Origin of the sequence: Campylobacter sp. CFSAN093238, assembly GCF_012898015.1 — a bacterium.
In the GTDB taxonomy this organism is placed as follows: domain Bacteria; phylum Campylobacterota; class Campylobacteria; order Campylobacterales; family Campylobacteraceae; genus Campylobacter_D; species Campylobacter_D jejuni.
Genome location: NZ_CP040611.1, coordinates 1303799 through 1321489 on the forward strand (window position 1 = coordinate 1303799; position 17691 = coordinate 1321489).

The following is a 17691-nucleotide window of genomic DNA, read 5'->3' on the forward strand; positions in this document are numbered from 1 at the left end:
ACCTTTTTAACCTTCTTTATAAGCATCATTTAAAGATGTAAAATCTAAAATCTTGCAACGAGATTTTAACCTATCCTTGACACTATCTGGATTGATATTATCAGGAAATTCTATTGTAATCTCAAAATAATCTACCGCCGAATTTAAATCACTTGATAAATTAATTGTTAATAGATTTATCTGCATTTTAGCTAAAAATGCCAAAAATTCCGCTAAAACACCTTTTTTATTTTCCAAAGAAAAAATCAATTTATAAGATTTAGGGATGTTAGAATCCCATTTTATAAATACCATATCTTGATTATTATCTATCATTTTATCAGCTCTATCGCAAAGCTTATGATGGACAATAGCGTTACCACCTTTAACAAAAGCTAAAACAGCATCACCTCTTTTTGGATGGCAGCAAAAATCAAAATCCACATTAGCGATTTTATGGTTGCAATATAGAGTAAAATTTCCTATTTTTTGTTCTTTAATCTCATATTTATCAAACCAATATGACTTCTTGGCGTATTTTTTAAGACCATTAACTATATCTTTCAAATAAGCACTATCTGTTGCTACTTGTCTAATACGTCTGGCTAAATTTTCTTTTTCTATCCAAGTTTCAATTCTGTTTTTATCAACTCCAAAAATAAAACTTAACATATTAATAGAACTTGCTAGATTAATCTCTCTGATTTTTTGCTTACAAAATTCCCTTATACTTGCTTTTGCTTTTCCTGTTTTAACACTATCTATCCAAGAACAGCGATAAAATTTATCATTGCTAGTAACCACTCGCACAATATCGCCATTTTTAAGCTCGGTTAACAAAGGTACTTTAATACGATTTACATAAGCACTTTTTGCATGAAGCCCTACTTTGGTATGCACTTCATAGGCAAAATCAAGAACCGTTGCACCACGAGGCAAAGTGAAAATTTCTCCCTTAGGAGAATAAACTGCGACATCTTCAACATAAAGACTATCTTTAGCATATTCATAAAGTTCAATAGCATTATAATCTTCTGCATTTTCAAGATTGTTTATACTTTGCATTGAAATATCTGTAAGCCAATCAAGACGAGGCGCAACCACACTGCCATCTTCTTTATATTTCCAATGCGCTGCTATACCAAATTCCGCAATTTTATGCATATCAAAAGTTCGAATTTGTGCTTCTATAATACTTTTAGCATCAAAAAGTGTGGTATGTATGGTTTGATAACCATTTTGTTTAGGCAAGGCTATATAATCCTTAAAACGCGAAACCAAGGGATTAAAATGTGTATGTAAAATTCCCAAAGCTAAATAACAATCACTTACTTTTTCAACCAAAATTCTTACCCCAAGCAAATCAAGAACTTCTTCAATACCAATGCCTTTTCTTTGCATTTTAAGATAAATAGAATAGCTATGTTTAATGCGTTTTTGAATTTCAAAACTACCTTGTCTAAAGCCATTGCTCAAAAATAAAAGTTCGATTTTGGAAATAAATTCATTTAAACCTAATTGCATTTCTTGATTATTGGAATTGATATAATTGTCAATAAGCTTATACTCATCTGGCATAAGATATTTAAAGCTAAGATCTTCTAAATAATTTTTTATGCTTGAAATACCAAGTCTATGAGCTATTGGGGCATATACAACTAAAGTTTCTTCGCTGATTCTTTTTTGCTTATCCTCTCTTAGAATATCAAGAGTAAGCATATTATGCAGCCTATCGCATAACTTCACAATCAAAACCCCAACATCTTCAATGCTTGCTAAAAGCATATTTCTGAAAGTCAAGGCTGATTTAGTTAAACTTTTTTTAGATTTTGATGAAATGAGATTATCTTCTCTAATTTCTATAATTTTAGTAAGTCCTAAAACAAGTTTTAAAACCTCAGAACCAAACTGCTCTCTAAGTTCTTCTTCAGTGCAGTTTGTATCTTCAATCACATCATGCAATAAAGCAGCTAAAATATTGCTTTTATTTTCACTTAAAAATCCAACCAGTGTTGCTACTAAAATAGGATGTACCGCATAAGGCTCTCCACTTTTTCTAAACTGCCCTTCATGGCAAAATATACAGTAATCTACCGCTTTTTCAAGAATGGCATCATGGCCACAAATTTCGAAAAGCAAAGCCTTAGCAGCTTCTAAATCTTTACAATTTTTTACATTATCGATTAATTGTTCAAGCAATAATTCTTCATCGATTGGTTTCAACTAAACCCTCTAAAGTGATTTTATTTTCTGCAATTTCATATAAAGCTATATCTGCAAGTTTATTTTTATTTTTATCAAAGTCTACCAAAGGGGTTGCTCCATTCGCCAATTGTTCCGCTCTTTTTGCTACCACTAAAGAAAGGCGATATCTATCATTACCCATTTTTTCCAAAGCTTTTGCCGCTACTTCTTCTATTCTTTTATCCATAATTTTCTCCTTAATTATTTTTAACGGTTGAACAAAGGCTAGTATCACCTTGTATGATTTTAAGTAAATTACCCTCTTCAAACATATTACAAACCACAATAGGAAGTTTGTTATCTTTAGCTAAAGCTATAGCTGTATCATCCATCACTTTAATATTATCTTGCATAGCCTCATCATAACTCAAAGTATTTAAAAATACTGCATCATCAAATTGTTTTGGATCTTTATCATAAACTCCATTAACTTTTGTAGCTTTTATTACCATATCTGCATCAATTTCCACAGCTCTTAAAATAGCTGTTGTATCCGTAGTAAAATAAGGGTTTCCAGTACCTGCAGCAAAAACCACAACACGACCCTTTTCTAAGTGTCTTTGCGCTCTTCTCATAATATAAGTTTCACAAAATGCTTCCATCTGAATGGCGCTTTGAACCCTAACTTCAAGTCCAGAGCTTTCCAAAGCTTCTTGTATAGCAATAGCATTGATAACCGTAGCAAGCATCCCCATATGATCTCCACTTGTCCTTTTAATCAATCCGCCCTTAGCAGCACTTACTCCGCGAATAATATTACCACCGCCTATAACTATGCCTACTTCTATTTGATTTTTTATAAGTTCTTTAATCTCTGAAGCTATGAATTTTAAAATAGAATTTTCTATACCAAAGCCATTTTCACCTGCTAAAGCCTCTCCTGAAAATTTTACTAAAACTCTTTTTCTCTCTTGCATTATTTCTCCTTATTTAACTTGAAATTATATTTTAAATTCCATTAAATTTAGCTAATTTAAGCTAATGAGTTCCAAAGGATTGATATGAAAATTTTTTTGAGTTACTTCAAAAGTAAGATCATTTTTTATTCTACCCACTACGGCACCTTTTTTAATATTCTTACCAACTTTAATATTAGGAGCAATCTTATCTAAATGTGCGTATATTGTATGTATGCCATTATCATGTTCAACAATAACAACTCGAGCTAGCATACTAGTATCTTTAGCAAAAACTATTTTTCCATCTAGCACATTTTTAACAACTGCATCGCTTTTATTGCTTCTTAAAACTACATTCTCGTTAAAAATTTTAAGATTGTAAACAGGATCAACATAATTTCCAAATTTTTGCTTCACAGTAAAAGAATCCAATGGAGCTATGGTTTTTTTTCCTGTGTAACGCTTGACTGAACTTCCTTGATAGCTTGAACCTAATTGTCTTATTTTTTGATTATTTTTTACTATTTTAGTATCATTTTTGTTTAAATTTGCACCTTCTTTATTATTAATAATTTTTAATTGATTTAATGTTTTTCTAAGCTCTTCTTGCTGAGCTTGTAAGTCATCGAGTTTTTTTGCATATATGGTTCGATCTGTTTTTTGTTTATTAATTTCGCTAATTTGTTTTTGTTTTAAACTTTGAAGCTTGACTAATTGAGCGTTGTAATCCTTAAGACTATCATTGATTTTCTTAATCTGAGCTTGTTTATCATCAATAAGTCTGCTTATTCCCTCATAATCTTTAGAAATTTTAAAAATTTCTTCATTTAAAACTTTGTTTAAACTCCCTAAAATTTCAAAAGCCACAAAACTTTCTTCACTTTCGATATAGCCTTGAGGAATAGGTAAATCATAGGCAAAATCTTTAGCCATCAAAGATATAAGCTTACTTTCCATATTTGATTTACTTTTAAGCAAATCTTCATTTTGGCTTGCAAGGGTGTTTAACTCTTGATTTTGAGCCTTAGCACTTGCTTCAAGCTTAGAAGTTTGTGAATTTAAGCTTTCAATTTGCAAACTTAAATCTTTCAAACTTTTTTCACCATTTAAAATATCACTAGCCAAATCTTCAAGTTTTTTATTTAGCTGTTCTTGTATGCGTTTATTTTCTTCTAAACTTTTTGTTTTTTCATTTATAGTGTTTGCTAAACTTATATCAACAAACAAAAAAAAACAAAAAAAGATAAGAATATTTTTTCTCATCTTTTAACCTTGAACATAACCGTATTTACACACAACAAGCAAATAAACAAAGTAGCTAAAAAAATTAAAGTCAAATGCAAAATAAAATTAATAGGTGGAAAAATAATATCTACAGCCTTTAAGCTTTCTTGGATAATAGAAAGATCAAAAATTTGGGTAAAAAAGGCAAGTAAAATAACAAAAGCAATAAAACAATCAACCACAACCACCTTATAAAGCATAAAAGATCTAAACCAAAACGGAGCTCCAAATAAACACATAATTTCAATACGATCGGTATGTTCATAAAGCCAAATTCTCATCTGCTTTAAAAACAAAACAAAGGCAAGTAAAATAATGATAAACAAAAATAACCAAAAAACAAATTTCATCAAAATAAGCAAAGAGTATATCTTATCATGGGTTTTGGAAAAAGTTTCAACCTTACTAACACCTACAATATTTAAAAGTTGATTTTTAATCGAATTTAGTTCATTTTGATCGGGCAAAGAATTTAATTTTAAAGTATAAAATTTTGGTAGAGAATCTTTTAAAACTTTCAAATTCTTTTCAGAAACATCATTTTTCAAACGATCAATTAAACCCTTAGGATCTAAAGATTCAAGTCCAGCAAAAAATGGTACTTTTGTTTTTACTACATTCTGATCAAGTTCAGTTTTGCTGACAACTATAATATTATAATCTTTATTAACAAGTTCTTCATAATGCTTTAAAGTTGCATTTGTAACCAAAATAAATTCAAAAGCAAACATCATAAAAAGTAAAGGTAAAATTAAAGATAAATGTGTTTTAAAAAATTTCATTCATTTTTCCATTTTCTATATTAAAACGACGATAATCCACTCTTAAATTACTAGGAATTCTATGTGTTACCACTATAACACAAGTTCCTAAAAGCTCTCTAGCAGACTTTAAAAGAGTCCATATAATATCAGAAGAATACTCGTCCAAATTTCCCGTTGGCTCATCGCAAAGCAAAAGCTTTGGATTATGAGCTAAAGCCCTAGCCATAGCGACGCGTTGTTGCTCACCACCGCTAAGTTGATTAGGCAATTTATCTGCTTTAAAAGTTAAATTTACATGCTTTAAAAGCTTAGCAGCTTGATCATGACATACTTTTTTGCTATAACCTTTAATCATTAAAGGCAACATAACATTTTTTTCAACACTATATTCTTGTACAAGTTTATAATCTTGAAAAATAATCCCTATTCTTTGACGTAATTTTAAAAGTTCTAAATTTCCAATTTTATTCATCAAAGATCCACATACTTCAAGTTTACCAGAAATAGGTTCTAAATCTCCATAAAAAGACTTTAAAAGCGTACTCTTACCACTCCCACTTTTACCCGTAATAAAAACAAAATCATCATCCTTAAAAGCAAAACTCGCTTCTTTAATAACTAGTTCATCATAACCTAAAGTAAGTTTATTTGCTTGGATTAAATTAGGCATCCTTTTTCCTTAATTTCCCTTTTTAAATTTTTAAATTATGCTTTATTTTTACTTAATTTTCAAGAAAAATTATATTTTAAACTGAACTTTTAAAATTTCTTTTAATTCATTTATCGCTTTAATATTTTCTTGAATTTTAAATGGCTCTTTAAAAGCAAAATCAATCGTTTTATCAAGATGCAAATAACAATGTTCAGGCTTATTAAAAGCTCCAAAAGCAACCTTTAAAAGCAAATTCTCATCTTGTTTATAGATGCTTTCAAAATGCAAGAAAAAATCATCTTTTTTTATAGTAATATTTTTAAAGTTCTGCTCTATTTTTTTCAAATCCTCTTTAGAAAATTTAACCGATGAGAGATTAAATTCATTTAACTCATAGTTTTTACACTCTTGGTTAAAATTCCACACCCAAAGATCATATATATTTTTTTCTTGCTTTTTCCATCTATCTTCATATTTGCTTGAAATTTCTAAATTTTCATTTTTTCTAAGGCTAAATTTTGGAGCAGGAAAAGTCAAAAATTGTTCTAGAGTAAAATTAAAATACTCAAAACTATCTGTTCTAAGCTCAAAACGACCATTTTGGGTTAAAACCCTAGCACATTCTTTGCAAAAATCTTTCCCAATAACTCGCCTATGAGGCTTTTTGTCCCAAGGAACAGGAAAATGTAAAAAAATCTTTTCAACTGATTTTGATTTTAATACACTCAATAACAATCTCGCATCACTTTGGATTAGCAAAATATTATTTACATTTTGTGCTTTAGCAAGTTTAGCCACTTGAGTTAAAGCTGGGTTGTAAATTTCCACCCCTAAAATTAAAACATTTGGATTTTCTTTTGCTTGATAAAGCAAATGTCTTCCTGATCCAAAGCCTATTTCTATATAAATTTTACCTTGAAGTCTAGATAAAAGCTCATTAAAATTATCAACAATAAATGGTGTTTTTTCAATTAAAGCATTGTTTTTAAGTCCAAAAGCTTCATTGATAATATCCTCACAAAAACCTTCTTTAAAGATTTTTAAAGCCTTTTGCAAATAACCTATTTTAGAAGGTTTTGTATGTTTATCGCCTTTAATCACAAAACCATTTTGTGCTTTTTTAATCTGCAGAAAAAAACTCTCTTCTTGAACCTTTGTATAAATAAGACTAACATTATCATTCTTAGCAAGCCAAAGAAATTCAACATCATCCTTGCTATAAGGCAGATTTATTTCTTTGATCTTTTTGCTTTTAAAATTTGGCACTACTGAGCCGCCTTAACTTTGCTTGAAGGTTCTGAACGAAGCCCAGCTGAATCAATAGCAATAACTTCATAACTATATTCCACCCCTGGCAAAGCTTTTACATCTTTTAATCGCTTTTCTTTAATGCCTTTAAAAACTGCATTTTGCTCCCCGCCATAGCGTCTTACTTCATACTCAACAGCTCTAGTATCATTATCACTCCATTCTAAATTTATCCCTTCGCTTGTACTTTGAGCCAAAATAATACTAGGAGCCAAAGGGTTGCCTAAAGTTTTACCTTCTACACCATCTTTTGGTATAGGACTTTCAAGACCATCTTTATCCACCATTGTTACTTTATAATATTTGCTTTTACCTGCTCCTTCTACTATATCCTCATAAGAATTTTTATCAGTCTTTGCCAAAACACTAAAAGGAAGGAAGCTTGAGCTCGTAGAATAAACTTTATAATAAGAAAAATCTTCATACGTAGGAGCATCCCAAGTTAAAATGATTTTACTAGAACCATCTGTGCTAGCACTTAAATGCTCAACTTGAGGAGGTAAAGCCTTGCTTGTAGAACTTATAACTTGACTTGACCCACTCTTTATCCCATTAAAACTCACAGCAATAATTCTATAACTTGAATTTTCATTAGGCTTTAAATCACTATCGATGTATTCAGCGTTTAAACGATTTTTTACTTCTGCAATTTTTTTAAATTCTTTATCATCACCTTTGGTTCTTTCAATAATATAAGAATCAACCCTAAAATCAGGATGCGGACGCCAAATAAGTTTAATACGATTAGGCAAATTAGTCACAGCTTGAACAAAAGGAACAGCTTCAAGTCTTGGAGCTGTGCTCACTTCTATAACCTTGCCATCTTCTGAAATTTGTCCTTGCTCATTAAAGCTTTTCATCATATAACGATACTTAGTACCAGGCTCTAATTTAGTATCTACATAATGAGTTTGAAACTTATCTTTAATAGTGCCTACAAGTTTAAAATCAGGATTTTCATCACTAGAACGATACAAATAAAATCCTTTAATATTTTCATTATATAAAGGCTCCCATTCAAAAGCAATATTACTCATATCACTAAGACTTTTTAAACTTTCAACCTTTGGCAAGCTTTCATTTACAGCAGGCTCTTTACTTGAAGCTAGCGAATTCATTTGCGAAACACTACAAGCGCTAAGCAAAAGAGTTAAAAAACTCAAGTAAAAACTCAAGCGAAATCTTTTCATCATTCTCTCCTAAATTAATTTGTTCAAACATAATATTTTTAAAATCTTCCATCAAAGGTGCTTTAACAAAAATTTGTTCTTTGGTTTTTGGATGGATAAAATACAAAAAATAAGCATGTAACATTATCCTACAATCATACTTACCCTTATAACCATACAAACTATCACCTAAAATATAGCGATTTAAACTAGCCAAATGCGCTCTAATTTGATGAGTTCTTCCTGTAAAAAGCTTAGCAGCCATCAAAGTTAAATTTTCAGTTTTTACTACATTTATAAAAGCTGATTTTGCGTTTTTACTGAATTTATTTTCCTTATCTATGGCTATTTTTTTAATAGCATTAGAAGGCGAACGCATTAAAAATTTTTCTACTATAATTTTATCTTCTTTTAGTGGCAAATCAATTAACGCAAGGTAAATTCTTCCCATGCTTTTATCTGCAAGCTGTTCACTTAATTGTTGATGGGTGAAATTATTTTTCGCTATTAGTATAGCTCCGCTTGTATCTTTATCTAATCTATGGACAAGACCAGCTCTTATCTCTCCTCCTAAATTTGATAAAGTATATTTTTTTTCTATTAACCAATCCACCAAAGTGGCATTTTTAACGCTACTTGCTCCATGAACGACTAAATTTGAAGGTTTATTTAAAACAAGCAAGTCTTCATCTTCATATAACACATCAATATCAAAATCCACTTCAAACTGAGGTTTTATCTCATTGCAAAGCTTTAAACTTGCAATAGAAATAATATCACCATTTTTAAGCTTAAATGAATTTTTATCTTGAATTTTATCATTAACCTGTACACAATCTTTTTCTATAAGTAAAGCAACTTGATTGCGACTTTGGTTTAATTTTTTAGCCAAAAATACATCAAGCCTTGAATTTTCATCTACTAAAAAAGTTTGCATTTTTTCCTTAGAGGTTTTGATAAATTTAAAATTTTAGTTTATAATTATAGCTTTATATTACCAACTGAAGGCAAATTTTGTTTAGATTAGATAGAAGAATTTTAACTCATTTTGACTATATGCAACCCATTTTATTTTTACCCATAATTCTTATTTCATTTTTCTTAATCTTTGAAGCTAATCCTTTTTTAGCAGAAAAACAGTTTGTTTATGCCTGTGTGGGATTGTTTGCTTTTATGGTTTTTTTCTTCTTTCCCATAAGGAAATTTATTTGGATTATTCCTGTTGCTTATTGGATTAATATTTTTTTATTGCTAAGCGTAGATATTTTTGGGGTTGAAAAATTAGGTGCTAAAAGATGGCTTGAAATTCCTTTTACTCACTTTACTATACAACCTTCTGAAATTTTTAAACCTAGTTTTATTTTAATGCTTGCCTATCTTATTTATCAAAATCCTCCTCCAAAAAATGGATACAAACTTAAACAATTCATCAAACTTAGCTTTTACATCATCTTGCCTTTTTTGCTAATTGCAAAAGAACCTGATTTAGGAAGTGCTATAGTTTTACTACTTGTTGGTTTTGGAGTGCTTTTTATCATGGGAGTTCATTATAAAATTTGGTTAAGTATTGTTATAGCTATAAGTGTTAGCTCTCCTATTATTTATACACATCTTTTAAAACCCTACCAAAAGCAAAGAATTCATGATTTTATTTCAGAAAAACCAAGTTATCAAGTAGCCCAATCAATGATAGCTATTGGAAATGGTGGTTTAACCGGAAAATCTCAAGATGAAGCTACGCAAACTCATTTTAAATTTTTACCTATTTCAACTAGTGATTTTATTTTCGCTTACATGATAGAAAGATTTGGATTTATTGGGGGATTGACATTAATTATATTTTATATTTTACTTATTTTTCATCTACTTAGTTTAAATTATAAACTTAAAGATGATTATTTTGCTAGAGTTGCTATTAATTGTGTTGCATTATTTATTTTTATTTATGCGGCAGTAAATATTTCAATGACTATAGGTTTTGCACCAGTAGTTGGGATCCCTTTGCCTTTTTTTAGTTATGGTGGAAGTTCTTTTACTATTTTTATGATTTTTTTTGGAATTTTACAGCATTTAATCACTTTTAGATATTTTTGGACGGATATAAAGGCTAAATAAAATATTTTTAAGCATTAATAAGATATAATTTTATCTTTTAATTCAACTTAGGCGGATTTATAGCTCAGTTGGTTAGAGCAACCGGCTCATAACCGGTTGGTCGCAGGTTCGAGTCCTGCTAAATCCACCATTCTACATATAAGCTATAGACTCTTTCTTTAAAAAATAACTTTTAGTTCTTTAAATATTTCAATCTTATATAAAAAAGTATGTGATGTGATTTTTTGAAAGATAAAGTGGTGGTTAGAGGCAGAATCGAACTGCCGACACGCAGATTTTCAGTCTGCTGCTCTACCGACTGAGCTATCCAACCACAATGTTTGATAAAGTAAAAATGTAATTGTATCTTTTTTTCTTTAATTTAAGTTTAAATACAAAAATAAAATTTTATTTCCCTTAAAGTTTTAATAAGATAGAATACCCGCTTTAGATCATTATCAAATGGAAATTTTTTGAAACAATTTGGACTAGATAGACGAACTTTTAAAATTTTACTAGCTGGTTATATTATTATTGCATTGTTTGGGGCTTTATTGCTACATTCAAGCTGGGCACATACAACTCCTATTGATTTTTTGGATGCCTTTTTTACAAGCACATCTGCTGTTAGTATGACAGGATTAGTAGTTAAGAACACTGCGGTTGATTTTACCTTAGCAGGACAAATTATTATCTTAGCTTTGGTGCAAATTGGAGGCTTGGGATATATGGGTATAGGTTTATTTGTTTATATACTCATACGCAAAAAAGTTGGTTTTAGTGCAAGAAATTTACTAAAAGAGTCTTTATTTTATCCATCAATGGATGGTTTATTTAAATTTTTTAAAAAGGTTTTGCTGTTCATTTTTACTATAGAATTGATAGGCGCTATACTTCTCACCATGCGTTTTACCCTTGAAATGAATTTTAAGAAAGCTTTATGGTTTGGAATTTTTCATTCTATTAGCGCTTTTAATAATTCTGGATTTACTATATTTGAACATGGACTTATAGCTTATAAACATGATATAGCAATTAATCTTATTATCACTTCTTTGATTATTATTGGAGGGCTTGGATATTTTGTTTTGGTTGAATTATACTTTTTTCAAAGAAAAAAATTGCAAAATTTAAGCCTACATACAAAAATGGTTGTTGTTGCAAGTATTTTTCTTATTTTCTCTTCAACGCTTATTATTTTTGCTTTTGAATACTCAAATCCTCAAACTATAGGACATTTTTCATTTTTTGATAAAATTTTAAGCTCATATTTTATCGCTATTAATTACCGCACAGCAGGATTTAATACCTTAGATATGGGACATTTGCATGATGCAAGCTTATTTTTTGGATCATTGTTTATGGTTATTGGTGGTGCACCAGGTGGAACAGCTGGGGGTATGAAAGTAACAACTGTAATGGTTTTATTACTCTATGCTTATTGGAGTATCCGCGATGGAAGAGTTAGAATTTTTGGACATGAAATTCCAAGAGAAACTATATCTAAAGCTTTTATTATAGCTGTAGGTTCAGCTGTTTATATAGTAATAGCTGTTATTTTGCTTTCCTTGCTAGAGTCAAAATTTGATTTTATAGCCTTGCTTTTTGAAACTTCTTCGGCTTTTGCAACCGTAGGAATTTCAGTAGGAAATGGTGGAAATTTATCTTTATGCGCTTTGTTTAGTGATCCTAGCAAGGTGATTATCATCATTATGATGCTAAGTGGTAGGATAGGTGTTTTTGCTTTTTTACTCTCGGTATTCAAACAAGACAAAGCTATTCATTTAAAATTCCCTGAAGGAAAGGTTAATTTATAAAGGTAAAATCGTGAAAAATCTTAATTATGGAATCATAGGACTTGGAAAATTTGGATCAGTTGTAGCAGATGAACTCATTGCTGGAGGTCATACTGTTATCGTTGCGGATAAAGATGAGGAAGCTTTAAAAAGTATACAAAATCCTCCAAGCTATGCTTATATTTTAGATTCTACAAATATTTCAGCCCTAAAAGAAGCAGGCTTTCATGATGTTGAAGTTGTTATTGTTAGCATAGGAGAAAATGTTGAAAAATCAATCCTTACTCTTATGGCGCTTAAAGATATAGGTGTTAAAAATATCATTGCTAAAGCAACCTCTAATATCCATGGTCAAATTCTTTCTAAGTTAGGTGCAACAAAGGTTATTTATCCTGAAAAAGAAAGTGCTAAAAGACTAGTAAAAGAATTTTTAACTAAAGATGCTGATTATGAAGTTTTTGATCTTTCAGCAAATACTATACGAGCTATTAAGATCAATATAGATGAAAAATTAGCAGGAAATTCTTTAAAACATGTAGCACAAAATATGAAAGTGATTTCTTATAAAAAATTAAATAGCGACTGGGAAATACTACCTGATTTAGAAACCACGACAGTTTATAGTGGAGATGTTGTAATTCTCCTTGGAACAGTTAAGGAACTTAGAGAATTTGAACACTAAGCAAGATTTAAAGCCTTGCAAGCCTTTACAAAACGCTTTAAGGCTGTTTTTTCTTTGGTAGAAATTTTATGATATATAACTTCATCTAAATAATATCTAACATCTTTTATATCTAAATCCCTTGTTTTGGCATATTTTTGAAGTATATAATAGGGAATTTTAATCTTTGTTTTTGGAAATTTTTTCAAAATTTGTTTATATAAAGCTTTTTTTTGCACACAAGAAAATCTAGCAAAAACAAAAGGCAATCCTGTTTTTTCGTGCCATTTTGCACATAAATCGATATATTTAGAAGGATCTTTTAGATAAAGCTTTAAAGCCTTATCACCTATAATTACTTTTCCATCTTGTTTTAATACTTTAGCCAGAGCGTTTGAAGTTGCTGAACTTGGATCTTTGGCATTTGATGTATTTTTTTCTACTAATACACTTAAAACTCTTTTATTAGCACAAATACCCAAATCTAAATTTTTATATTTTTTTCTAGCACTTTCTATGCTTGAAATGATAGCTGCATCAATTCTTCTATAAAATAAATCTTTATTTAGCTTACTTGGAACTCCTTTTTTATACTCCATACTTGCTTTATAACCATTAGGTAGGGGATATTTCTTAAGATATATATGTAAAGGTAAAAGATTAATATAATCAATTTTTCCAAAAATCATCTCTTTTAAAGAGTGTTAAACACTCTATCTCCTGCATCTCCAAGCCCTGGGATAATATAACCTTTTTCATTTAAACCTTCATCAATACAAGCCACAAAAACTTCTACATCATCATGCATTTGGCTAAATTTTTTCAAACCTTGTGGAGCAGCAAGTATGGATATAAATTTTATTTTTTTAACTCCTTGGCTTTTTAAAAAATTACAAGCCTCTATAGCAGTCCCACCTGTAGCAAACATAGGATCTATAACAATAGCAGTGCGTTTTTTTGCATCTTTGGGAAGTTTTTGAAAATAAAAATCCGCCTTTAAAGTTTCTTCATTTCTCACAAACCCCAAAAACCCAACACTTGCATCAGGAATCATCTTAAAAACACTTTCAAGCGTTCCTAATACAGCTCTTAAAATAGGACAAATCATAATCTTTTCATCAAGTTTTTTTACTGTAGTTTTTTGTATAGGTGTTGAAATTTCAATTTCTTTTAAAGAAAAATCTTTACTCGCTTCAAAAAGCAAAAAAGATGAAATTTCATCGATTAACATACGAAATTGAAAGGGCTTTGTCTCTTTAGCCCTTAAAATTCCTAATTTATGTTCGATCAATGGATGATTGATACAATGAATATTTTTCATTTTAAGCTTTCAAAATAAGCTTTCTCATCAAAATTTTTCACCTTAGCCACACCATCTTTTACCGCAGCTGCTGCTACAGCTGTACTTACTGCAGCTTTTACTCTTTCATCAAAAGGTTTTGGTATAACATAATCTCTTCCAAATTCTAAAGTGCTTAAATTATAAGCTTTTTTAACCGCATCGCTTACAGGAAGTTTTGCAAGATCTGCTAATGCTTTAGCAGCCGCTACTTTCATATTTTCAGTGATTTTACTTGCACGCACATCTAAAGCCCCACGGAAAATAAAAGGAAAACCTAAAACATTATTGATTTGATTTGGATAATCACTTCTTCCTGTTCCTACAATCGCATCTTTTCTAAGTCTAGCTACATCTTCAGGCATCACTTCAGGAATAGGATTTGCCAAAGCAAAAATCACAGGATCTTTTGCCATGCTTAAAACCATTTCATCATCAAGAATTTTTGGTGCACTAAGTCCTAGGAAAACATCAGCTCCTTTTAAAACTTCTTTTAAAGTCTTTTCCTTAGAATCAACAGCAAATTCAAGCTTTTGAGGAGTTAAATCATTTCTATCTTTAGAAATCACTCCTTTGCTATCTACTAAAATAATATTTTCGACCCCTAAATTTCTATACATTTTAGCACTTGCTATACCTGCGGCACCTGCACCACTTACAACTACTTTGATGTCTTTAAATTTTTTACCACTTATTTCCATAGCATTCATAAGTCCTGCAGTTGAAATAATAGCCGTTCCATGTTGATCATCATGCATTACAGGAATTCCTAAATCTTGCAAAGCCGCTTCAATTTCAAAACATTTTGGCGCAGCAATATCTTCTAAATTGATCCCGCCCACAGTTGGAGCCAAAGACTTGCAAAAATTTACAATCTCTTCTATACTATGAACATCAATTTCTATATCATAAGCATTGACATTTGCAAATTTTTTAAACAAACAAGCCTTACCTTCCATAACAGGTTTTGAAGCCTGTGCTCCTATGTTTCCAAGTCCTAAAACAGCAGAACCATCACTAACTATAGCTACTAAATTAGCCTTATTTGTATAAGTATAAGCAAGCTCATTATCTTTAGCGATTTCAAGACAAGGTTCTGCAACTCCTGGGCTATACGCCAAAGATAGATCATGGCTTGTAGCCATTGGCTTACTTGGTACAATATCAATTTTCCCACCTAAATGGTATTTTAAAGCTTCTTCTTTTAAATTCATTTTATTTTCCTCTAACTTTTAAAAAATTTTCTATTCTTTTTTTGCACTCATCAACCTCTAAAAATTCTAATACTTCAAAAATACTAGGACTTACCGCACTCCCTGTTAAAGCTATGCGTATAGGCTGAGCCAAATCTTTTAACTTTGCTTCTTTTTTTTCTAAAAAATCATTTGTAAAATCTTCAAAATCTTTACCTGTTTTTTGATCTTTAAGTGTATTAGCAAATGCTTGGAGCAATTCTAAATTATTTTTGTTAATAAATTTTTGTACTGCATTTTCATCATAATTTTGCGGCGCATTAACTATACTTTTTGCACCATTGATAATATCATGCAAGGTTTTTGCACGCTCTCTTAATAAATCAAGTAAAAATCCTGCCTTTTCATAAACAGATAAATCAAAGCCAAGATCCTTAAGCTGACGGTTAATCTCTTCAAAAGGCAAAGTTTTAATATAATGAGCGTTAAGCCATTCAAGCTTTTTAGCATTATAACAAGATGCGCTTTTATTAATATGATAAGGGTCAAAAAGTTTTTTCAAATCTTCTAATGAAAAAACCTCATCATCACCATGACTCCAACCTAAACGCACAAGAAAATTAAGCAAAGCTTGAGGTAAAATTCCCATTTCTTTGTATTCCATAACATCAGTTGCCCCATGTCTTTTTGAAAGCTTTTTACCATCTTCTCCATGTATCATAGCCACATGAAAAAATTTAGGAATTTTAAAACCCAATGCCTCATAAAGCACAATTTGTTTAGGAGTATTTGAAAGATGATCATCTCCGCGAATCACATCACTTACCCCCATTAAAGCATCATCAATAACAACAGTAAAATTATAAGTTGGAGTTCCATCACTTCTTGCAATGATAAAATCATCCATTATATCCTCTGCTTTAAATCTCACCTCGCCTTTAACCCCATCTTCAAAAACAATCTCACCGCTTTGAGGTGCTTTAATACGCACAACAGGCTCTATACCCTGAGGTGGCGTGCCTGTAAATTCTCTATATCTTCCATCATATCTTGGGCGCTCTTTGGCAGCTTCTTGCTTGGCGCGCAATTCTTCTAATTCTTCTTTACTCATATAACAATAATACGCTTTACTTTCATCTAAAAGCTTTTTAACATATTCTTTATAAAGATCAAAACGCTCTGATTGGTAAGTTACTTCTCCATCATGTTCTAAACCGCACCATTTAAAAGCTTCAATAATTGCTTTAGTAGCTTCTTTGGAATTTCTTTTTAAATCCGTATCTTCAATACGAAGTAAAAAATTTCCACCATTTTTTCTAGCGTATAAATAATTATAAAGAGCTGTTCTAAGTCCACCTATGTGCAAATACCCTGTTGGGCTTGGAGCAAAACGCGTTGTAAGTTTTTCGTGCATTTTTTGCCTTTTCTTAAATTTTTATTGATATAATGCGATATTTATACTTAAATAAAGGTTTGAAATGAAAAAAATTTTATTAAGTTTTGCATTTTTTGCAAGTTTAGCTAGTGCAAATACCATTAATGCTATAGCTGTAGTTGTAGACAAAGAGCCTATCACAACTTATGATATAGATCAAACTATGAAAGCACTTAAAATTGATAGAAATAAAGCTTTAGGCGTACTCATCAATGAAAAAATGGAAATTTCACAAATGAAACAACTAGGTATTGTAGTCAATGATCTAGAGCTTGATGATGCTATAAATAAAATGCTTGCTCAAAACAAAACGACTTTAAATGCTTTCAAAGCAAATTTAAAATCCAAAAATCAAAGCTATGAACAATTTCGTGCAAATTTTAAAAAAGACTTAGAAAAAAGAAAGCTTTATGAAAAAATCGCAAGTATGGCAAAAACTGATTTTAGTGATGATGGAGCAAAAAAATTTTTCGAACAAAATAAAGATAAATTCACTTTTTATACACAAATTAATGCAAATATTTATCTATCAAACAATCCTCAAACTTTAGAAAATATCAAAAATACAAAAAAAACAATCCTTAAACCACAAAATGCATCTTTAAACACAAGTAATGCCGATCCAAGACTTTTAGGGCTTTTATCACAAATTCCTGTTGGAGGCTTTTCCCCTGTTTTAAATGGAAAAAATGGCTATGAACTCTATGAAGTTAAAAGCAGAGATGGGGCACAAACTCCTGAATATGAACAAGTTAAAAATGAAGTTTTAAACGCTTATGTAAGTGAACAAAGACAAAATTTTATACAGGATTATTTTGATAAACTCCGCTCTAAAATCAATATAGAATATTTAAGATAAAAATTACAATTAAAA

17 protein-coding genes and 2 tRNA genes are annotated in these 17691 nt (G+C 30.3%); 5 read left to right on the forward strand and 14 right to left on the reverse strand.

Features of this window, described 5'->3' with window-relative positions; genetic code table 11:
* Positions 1–6 precede the first annotated feature (6 nt).
* The 9 genes from FBF21_RS06725 to FBF21_RS06765 all read right to left on the reverse strand — a co-directional run bounded on the left by FBF21_RS06725 (position 7) and on the right by FBF21_RS06765 (position 9236).
* Positions 7–2202 carry a bifunctional (p)ppGpp synthetase/guanosine-3',5'-bis(diphosphate) 3'-pyrophosphohydrolase gene (locus FBF21_RS06725; RefSeq protein ID WP_002856156.1) on the reverse strand — a complete coding sequence of 732 codons (2196 nt, stop codon included), beginning with the start codon at positions 2200–2202 and terminating at the stop codon, positions 7–9.
* Positions 2186–2410, reverse strand: coding sequence for a DNA-directed RNA polymerase subunit omega (locus FBF21_RS06730; RefSeq protein ID WP_002853464.1), 225 nt, complete (start codon positions 2408–2410; stop codon positions 2186–2188). The genes FBF21_RS06725 and FBF21_RS06730 overlap by 17 nt, the downstream gene beginning before the upstream one ends.
* A gap of 10 nt (positions 2411–2420) precedes the next feature.
* Complete coding sequence (gene pyrH / locus FBF21_RS06735; RefSeq protein WP_002858454.1) at positions 2421–3140, reverse strand: UMP kinase; 720 nt, start codon at positions 3138–3140, stop codon at positions 2421–2423.
* 51 nt (positions 3141–3191) lie between these two features.
* Entirely contained in the window at positions 3192–4385 is a 1194-nt protein-coding gene (locus FBF21_RS06740) for a M23 family metallopeptidase (RefSeq protein ID WP_002918282.1), read from the reverse strand.
* Positions 4382–5188, reverse strand: coding sequence for an FtsX-like permease family protein (locus FBF21_RS06745; protein ID WP_002860478.1), 807 nt, complete (start codon positions 5186–5188; stop codon positions 4382–4384). The genes FBF21_RS06740 and FBF21_RS06745 overlap by 4 nt, the downstream gene beginning before the upstream one ends.
* The gene (locus FBF21_RS06750; protein ID WP_002856386.1) at positions 5175–5840 is read right to left on the reverse strand and encodes an ABC transporter ATP-binding protein; all 666 of its coding nucleotides are present in this window, start codon (positions 5838–5840) and stop codon (positions 5175–5177) included. Before FBF21_RS06750 ends, FBF21_RS06745 begins: the two co-directional genes overlap by 14 nt.
* A 69-nt stretch (positions 5841–5909) precedes the next feature.
* Positions 5910–7088 (reverse strand): tRNA (guanosine(46)-N7)-methyltransferase TrmB, encoded by a 1179-nt coding sequence (gene trmB, locus FBF21_RS06755; protein ID WP_002918273.1) that lies wholly within the window; start codon positions 7086–7088, stop codon positions 5910–5912.
* A complete protein-coding gene (locus FBF21_RS06760) occupies positions 7088–8323 on the reverse strand; it encodes a fibronectin type III domain-containing protein (RefSeq protein ID WP_079264554.1) in 1236 nt (411 codons plus the stop codon). Before FBF21_RS06760 ends, trmB begins: the two co-directional genes overlap by 1 nt.
* Entirely contained in the window at positions 8268–9236 is a 969-nt protein-coding gene (locus FBF21_RS06765; RefSeq protein ID WP_002918268.1) for an RluA family pseudouridine synthase, read from the reverse strand. Before FBF21_RS06765 ends, FBF21_RS06760 begins: the two co-directional genes overlap by 56 nt.
* 77 nt (positions 9237–9313) lie before the next feature.
* On the opposite strand from FBF21_RS06765, the gene FBF21_RS06770 reads away from it, so the two are divergent.
* Both FBF21_RS06770 and FBF21_RS06775 read left to right on the forward strand, forming a co-directional pair.
* Positions 9314–10414, forward strand: coding sequence for an FtsW/RodA/SpoVE family cell cycle protein (locus FBF21_RS06770; protein WP_144690432.1), 1101 nt, complete (start codon positions 9314–9316; stop codon positions 10412–10414).
* A gap of 53 nt (positions 10415–10467) precedes the next feature.
* Positions 10468–10544, forward strand: a tRNA-Ile gene (locus FBF21_RS06775).
* Positions 10545–10651: 107 nt separating this feature from the next.
* Here the strand turns inward: FBF21_RS06775 and FBF21_RS06780 are convergent.
* Positions 10652–10727: transfer RNA gene (locus FBF21_RS06780), tRNA-Phe, on the reverse strand.
* A 139-nt stretch (positions 10728–10866) separates the two neighbouring features.
* Between FBF21_RS06780 and FBF21_RS06785 the strand changes: the two genes are divergently transcribed.
* Complete coding sequence (locus tag FBF21_RS06785) at positions 10867–12210, forward strand: TrkH family potassium uptake protein (protein WP_002869974.1); 1344 nt, start codon at positions 10867–10869, stop codon at positions 12208–12210.
* A gap of 10 nt (positions 12211–12220) precedes the next feature.
* Positions 12221–12871: a TrkA family potassium uptake protein gene (locus FBF21_RS06790; protein ID WP_002853664.1), complete on the forward strand. Its 651-nt coding sequence runs from the start codon at positions 12221–12223 to the stop codon at positions 12869–12871.
* Here the strand turns inward: FBF21_RS06790 and FBF21_RS06795 are convergent.
* From FBF21_RS06795 to gltX, 4 genes are read right to left on the reverse strand one after another with little or no spacing between them, the layout of a single operon-like run.
* Complete coding sequence (locus tag FBF21_RS06795; RefSeq protein ID WP_002869975.1) at positions 12868–13539, reverse strand: menaquinone biosynthetic enzyme MqnA/MqnD family protein; 672 nt, start codon at positions 13537–13539, stop codon at positions 12868–12870. The genes FBF21_RS06790 and FBF21_RS06795 overlap by 4 nt on opposite strands.
* Positions 13540–13544: 5 nt before the next feature.
* Positions 13545–14171 carry a uracil phosphoribosyltransferase gene (upp, locus tag FBF21_RS06800; RefSeq protein WP_002872453.1) on the reverse strand — a complete coding sequence of 209 codons (627 nt, stop codon included), beginning with the start codon at positions 14169–14171 and terminating at the stop codon, positions 13545–13547.
* Complete coding sequence (locus FBF21_RS06805; protein ID WP_002859330.1) at positions 14168–15403, reverse strand: malic enzyme-like NAD(P)-binding protein; 1236 nt, start codon at positions 15401–15403, stop codon at positions 14168–14170. Before FBF21_RS06805 ends, upp begins: the two co-directional genes overlap by 4 nt.
* A 1-nt stretch (position 15404) precedes the next feature.
* Positions 15405–16796 carry a glutamate--tRNA ligase gene (gene gltX, locus FBF21_RS06810; protein WP_002859331.1) on the reverse strand — a complete coding sequence of 464 codons (1392 nt, stop codon included), beginning with the start codon at positions 16794–16796 and terminating at the stop codon, positions 15405–15407.
* Positions 16797–16860: 64 nt separating this feature from the next.
* On the opposite strand from gltX, the gene salC reads away from it, so the two are divergent.
* Positions 16861–17676 (forward strand): peptidylprolyl isomerase SalC, encoded by an 816-nt coding sequence (salC, locus tag FBF21_RS06815; protein WP_002859332.1) that lies wholly within the window; start codon positions 16861–16863, stop codon positions 17674–17676.
* The last annotated feature ends 15 nt before the right edge of the window (positions 17677–17691 follow it).

What these genes read in the sequence shown, in the direction of transcription:
- FBF21_RS06730 (WP_002853464.1), bottom strand. Translation starts at nt 2,410, where the DNA reads ATGGATAAAAGAATAGAAGAAGTAGCGGCAAAAGCTTTGGAAAAAATG.
- pyrH (WP_002858454.1), bottom strand. Translation starts at nt 3,140, where the DNA reads ATGCAAGAGAGAAAAAGAGTTTTAGTAAAATTTTCAGGAGAGGCTTTA.
- FBF21_RS06740 (WP_002918282.1), bottom strand. Translation starts at nt 4,385, where the DNA reads ATGAGAAAAAATATTCTTATCTTTTTTTGTTTTTTTTTGTTTGTTGAT.
- FBF21_RS06745 (WP_002860478.1), bottom strand. Translation starts at nt 5,188, where the DNA reads ATGAAATTTTTTAAAACACATTTATCTTTAATTTTACCTTTACTTTTT.
- FBF21_RS06750 (WP_002856386.1), bottom strand. Translation starts at nt 5,840, where the DNA reads ATGCCTAATTTAATCCAAGCAAATAAACTTACTTTAGGTTATGATGAA.
- FBF21_RS06760 (WP_079264554.1), bottom strand. Translation starts at nt 8,323, where the DNA reads ATGATGAAAAGATTTCGCTTGAGTTTTTACTTGAGTTTTTTAACTCTT.
- FBF21_RS06765 (WP_002918268.1), bottom strand. Translation starts at nt 9,236, where the DNA reads ATGCAAACTTTTTTAGTAGATGAAAATTCAAGGCTTGATGTATTTTTG.
- FBF21_RS06795 (WP_002869975.1), bottom strand. Translation starts at nt 13,539, where the DNA reads ATGATTTTTGGAAAAATTGATTATATTAATCTTTTACCTTTACATATA.
- upp (WP_002872453.1), bottom strand. Translation starts at nt 14,171, where the DNA reads ATGAAAAATATTCATTGTATCAATCATCCATTGATCGAACATAAATTA.
- FBF21_RS06805 (WP_002859330.1), bottom strand. Translation starts at nt 15,403, where the DNA reads ATGAATTTAAAAGAAGAAGCTTTAAAATACCATTTAGGTGGGAAAATT.
- gltX (WP_002859331.1), bottom strand. Translation starts at nt 16,796, where the DNA reads ATGCACGAAAAACTTACAACGCGTTTTGCTCCAAGCCCAACAGGGTAT.
- salC (WP_002859332.1), top strand. Translation starts at nt 16,861, where the DNA reads ATGAAAAAAATTTTATTAAGTTTTGCATTTTTTGCAAGTTTAGCTAGT.